3 protein-coding genes and 1 pseudogene are annotated in these 4,201 nt (G+C 49.9%); all 4 read left to right on the forward strand.

Going from position 1 to position 4,201, the window contains the following annotated elements; all coding sequences use genetic code 11:
* Nucleotides 1-2,200, forward strand: a 2,200-nt coding sequence (locus H6F80_RS21930) for a formylglycine-generating enzyme family protein (protein WP_242067508.1), incomplete at its 5' end; no start/stop codon positions are given.
* A gap of 98 nt (nucleotides 2,201-2,298) precedes the next feature.
* The gene (locus tag H6F80_RS21935; protein WP_190793657.1) at nucleotides 2,299-3,156 is read left to right on the forward strand and encodes a formylglycine-generating enzyme family protein; all 858 of its coding nucleotides are present in this window, start codon (nucleotides 2,299-2,301) and stop codon (nucleotides 3,154-3,156) included.
* 128 nt (nucleotides 3,157-3,284) lie between these two features.
* Nucleotides 3,285-3,632, forward strand: coding sequence for a diversity-generating retroelement protein Avd (gene avd / locus H6F80_RS21940; RefSeq protein WP_190793658.1), 348 nt, complete (start codon nucleotides 3,285-3,287; stop codon nucleotides 3,630-3,632).
* Nucleotides 3,596-4,201: pseudogene (locus H6F80_RS21945) on the forward strand (RNA-dependent DNA polymerase); the annotation flags it as partial. The gene avd and the pseudogene H6F80_RS21945, both read left to right, overlap by 37 nt.

Consider the following 4,201-nt stretch of genomic DNA (forward strand, 5'->3'; position numbering starts at 1 on the left):
AACTTGGTCTGTTGAAGGGGCCGACACGGGACAACCGAAGCTGGTGTCTAAAAAGCAGCGACAGGGAAATCCTGAACAAGATGTACCGCTACGAAGCTATAAAGAACTAGTTGATGCCTCTGGGCGGCGTTTGATTCTATTTGTGAGTGATTGTCGATCCCAGTTGTGGCGGCAGGGGCAGATCCATGATTGGTTAGCTTTTTGGAGCCAGAATCAACCAACTGCGATCGTGCAATTGTTGCCTGAATGCTTATGGAATCAAAGCGAACTGGATGTAGGATTTGCAGTGCAGGTTAGCTCCTTAATTCCAGGTGCTCCCAACCCTAAATTACAAATCAGAGAACTTTTTTCTCAACCCAATATCGCCCCGACGGATGCATTGACGCTACCCATTGTGACGTTGACGGTGGGTGCTCTAAAGCAATGGGCTTTAGTGGTTGCGGCAGCAGGTCGTCAGCGGGCTCCAGCGCGTTTATTTGATTTGTCCTGGGTAAAAGATCCAGAACGGGATCGATCGCTGGCAGTTATCCGCCCTAAATCAGCGAAGGAACGAGTGGAGTTGTTCGCAGCGACCGCATCTCCCATCGCACAACAGCTAGCCAGCATGATGGCGGCTGTTCCGGTGGAACTCCCTGTCGTGCATTTGATTCAGGAGGAACTGCTGCCATCGGTGCAGCCTGTTCACATTGCCGAGGTCTATAGCAGTGGACTTCTGGAAGAAATTCGATCGGAGAAACTTCCTCTTGATGCCTCAGCACGCTATGACTTTGTAGAAGGGGTGCGGGAGCTACTGAACAAAATTACGCCGCTTGACGAGACCCTTGGCGTACTCGAAGCTCTTTCTCAGCGCATTGCCAGAACCTTGGGCTTTGAAATCAAAAGTTTTACTGCCTTGCTTTCTCCAGGATCGGATTGGAGCCAGGAGGAGAAAGATGCCATTCTACCTTTTGCTCAAATTGCGACAGAGGTACTCTACCGCCTGGGGGGAGACTATGCGGAATTAGCTCAGTTAGTTGAGCAGGATGCGAAAGTGTATCCTGATTGGATTCAACCTATAAAAACAGAGCAAACGTTCCCAGACTTAGAGGTGCTGGAATTTACCACCGCTCAATTAGTTGATCCGTTGAACGAATCCTCCCCAGAAAACCAGTTGCCACCAGTGCAAACTCAAGAGGTTGAAGTCGTCACCATCATTGTTGAATCTGAGCCTGAAGGTCTGGAGCGATTTGAGTTCGAGGTAGCAACGATCGAGCGTAGAACTGATGCACAGCAACCTGGTCTTCTGCAAGGGCTTCGGAATTTCTTTTCAGGTTCAGAACGGCAAAGCAATTGGGTGATTCGCAAGCAACGACAACAGGCTTATCAGTGGATCGAGCCATTGGGTGATCTAATTCAGCAACGGATACAAGCCACTTCAAAAAGTGTTGAGCGATCGGACCCTCGGCTAGAAATAGTGTCTCCGCTTGAGATGGTTTCTATTCCGGCAGGCACATTTATGATGGGTTCTCCTAAAGACGAGGTCGATCGCCCTCCTTCAGAAAGCCCCCAGCACGAAGTCAGTGTCCCCACTTTCTTCATGAGTAAGTATCCCATTACTCAATCCCAGTGGCGATTTGTATCCGGATTGCCACAGGTGAATCGAAACCTTGCTCCAAATCCTTCCAATTTCAAAGGGGGCAACCGTCCTGTCGAGCAAGTGTCTTGGTATGAGGCAGTAGAGTTTTGCGATCGACTTTCTGCCTACACAGGACGAGAGTATCGCCTGCCCACTGAAGTGGAATGGGAGTACGCCTGTCGTGCTGGAACGACAACGCCCTTTCACTTTGGCGAGACGATTGCTCCTGAACTGGCAAACTATGATAGCTCTAGGACATATAACGATGGTCCACAAGGTAAGAGACGAGGAGAAACGACTCCTGTAGACCATTTTGGAATTGCCAATGCGTTTGGCTTATCCGACATGCACGGGAATGTGTGGGAATGGTGTTTAGATCATTGGCATGACAGCTATGAGGGTGCGCCAACAGATGGAAGTGCCTGGATCAGTGAAGATGAGAATGCAAGTCGAGTCCTACGCGGCGGTTCCTGGGACGGCACTCCGTGGTCTTGTCGCTCTGCCTGTCGCACCGACCTTTCGCCCGACACCCGCTACAGCCCTTTTGGTTTTCGTGTAGTTTGTGTTGCCCCGAGGACTCTGTAGCCCTTTTCCCTCTTGCCCTTTAGTCCTATGCCCTTTTTTCTTTTGCACTTCGCGCGAAGCGCGATCGAAATTCTTAACCTCAAGGTCAATCCAGAGCTATGGCGACTATTCAGAATCAGCAGCCTAATCTTAGACTCCAACGCCGTCGTCAGTCCGTTCAGTTTTTTGTTGAGCCGCTAATTGAAGACATTGGGATCGAGATGATGTTGATTCCGGCGGGCACTTTTCTAATGGGTTCACCCGAAGATGAGGTTGATCGCTCCCCTTCAGAAAGCCCTCAACACGAAGTCAGTGTCCCCACCTTTTTCATGGGCAAATATCCTATCACTCAAGCCCAATGGCGATTTGTAGCACAATTACCGCAAGTGAATCGAGAACTGAATCTAGATCCTTCTAGATTCAAGGGAGACAAGCGCCCTGTCGAGCAGGTGTCTTGGTACGATGCAGTGGAGTTTTGCGATCGGCTATCTGCCTACACCAAACGAGAATATCGCCTACCCACCGAAGCAGAATGGGAGTATGCCTGTCGTGCTGGAACAACCACCCCTTTTCATTTTGGTGAAACCATTACGACTGATCTAGCCAATTATGATGGTACCGATGATCCTGATGGAAAATGGTCAGGCTCCTATGGTCGTGGACCGAAAGGTGAATATCGCAAAGAAACCACTCCTGTAGACCATTTTGGGATTGCGAATGCCTTTGGGCTGTGTGATCTGCACGGGAACGTTTTTGAGTGGTGTTTGGATCACTGGCATGGCAGCTATGAGGGTGCTCCAACAGATGGGAGTGCCTGGATCAGTGGAGATGAGAATGCAAGTCGAGTAAGACGCGGCGGTTCCTGGAACGACGATCCGAGGGGTTGTCGATCTGCCTATCGCTACGTCAGGTCGCCCGACGACCGCAGCATCTTTATTGGTTTTCGTGTAGTTTGTGTTGCCCCGAGGACTCTGTAGCCCTTTGCTCTCTTGCCCTTTTGCCCTCTGCTCTTTTTTCTTTACACTTTCTTTCGCGCGAAGCGCGATCAAAATTTTCTACAGAAGATACAGTAGGTTATTTTCTGAACCGCATCACTCGTCCCGCCATGCAAGAGCTACCCATCATCCAAAAAACCTACGACCTGATTAAATGGTACGTCCCGATTCTCAATCGCCTGCCGCGCGACCACAAGTTTATGCTGGGCGATCGGATTATTGCTGGATTGTATGATCTGCTGGAGGGGTTGATTCAGGCTCGTTATGCCAAAGAAAAGCTACCAAAATTGCAATCGCTCAATACTCAACTCGATATCCTGCGGCATCAGACCCGGCTCCTACTCGACTTTCAACTGCTATCCGATCGTCGCTATGAATATGTTAGCCAGCACATCAATACGATCGGTACTGATCTGGGAGGATGGATGAAGCAGCAACGTCAGCAGCAAGCCACATGAAGCGGTACGGCAATCTCTGGTCGCAAGTGGTTTCGTTTGAAAATCTGCTGCAAGCTTCCCGACAGGCACAGCGAGGCAAGCGGTATCGTCCTAATGTCCTGGAATTCAACTACAACCTGGAGCAAGAACTGTTTCGGCTTCAGTCAGAACTGCATCAAAAAACTTACACTCCTGGCGGCTATCGCACCTTCAGAATTCGCGATCCCAAATCGCGCCTGATTTCCGCTGCACCTTATCGCGATCGAGTGGTGCATCACGCCCTCTGCAATATTATTGTCCCCATCATCGAGCGAACCTTTATCAACGATACCTATGCTAATCGATCGGGCTATGGGACGCATCGAGCATTAAAACGCTTCATCGAATTCACCCGCAACCATCGCTACATCTTGCAGTGTGACATTCGCAAATATTTCCCGAATCTTGATCACGCTATTCTCAAAACTATCCTGAGACGCAAAATTAAATGCTCCGATACCCTCTGGCTAATCGATCGCATTATCGACGGCAGCAACCCACAGGGAGAAGACGCTGAATACTTTCCCGGCGATGACCTGCTGGCTCCGGTA

It is taken from the genome of Leptolyngbya sp. FACHB-711, assembly GCF_014695615.1.
GTDB lineage: Bacteria > Cyanobacteriota > Cyanobacteriia > Elainellales > Elainellaceae > Leptolyngbya_A.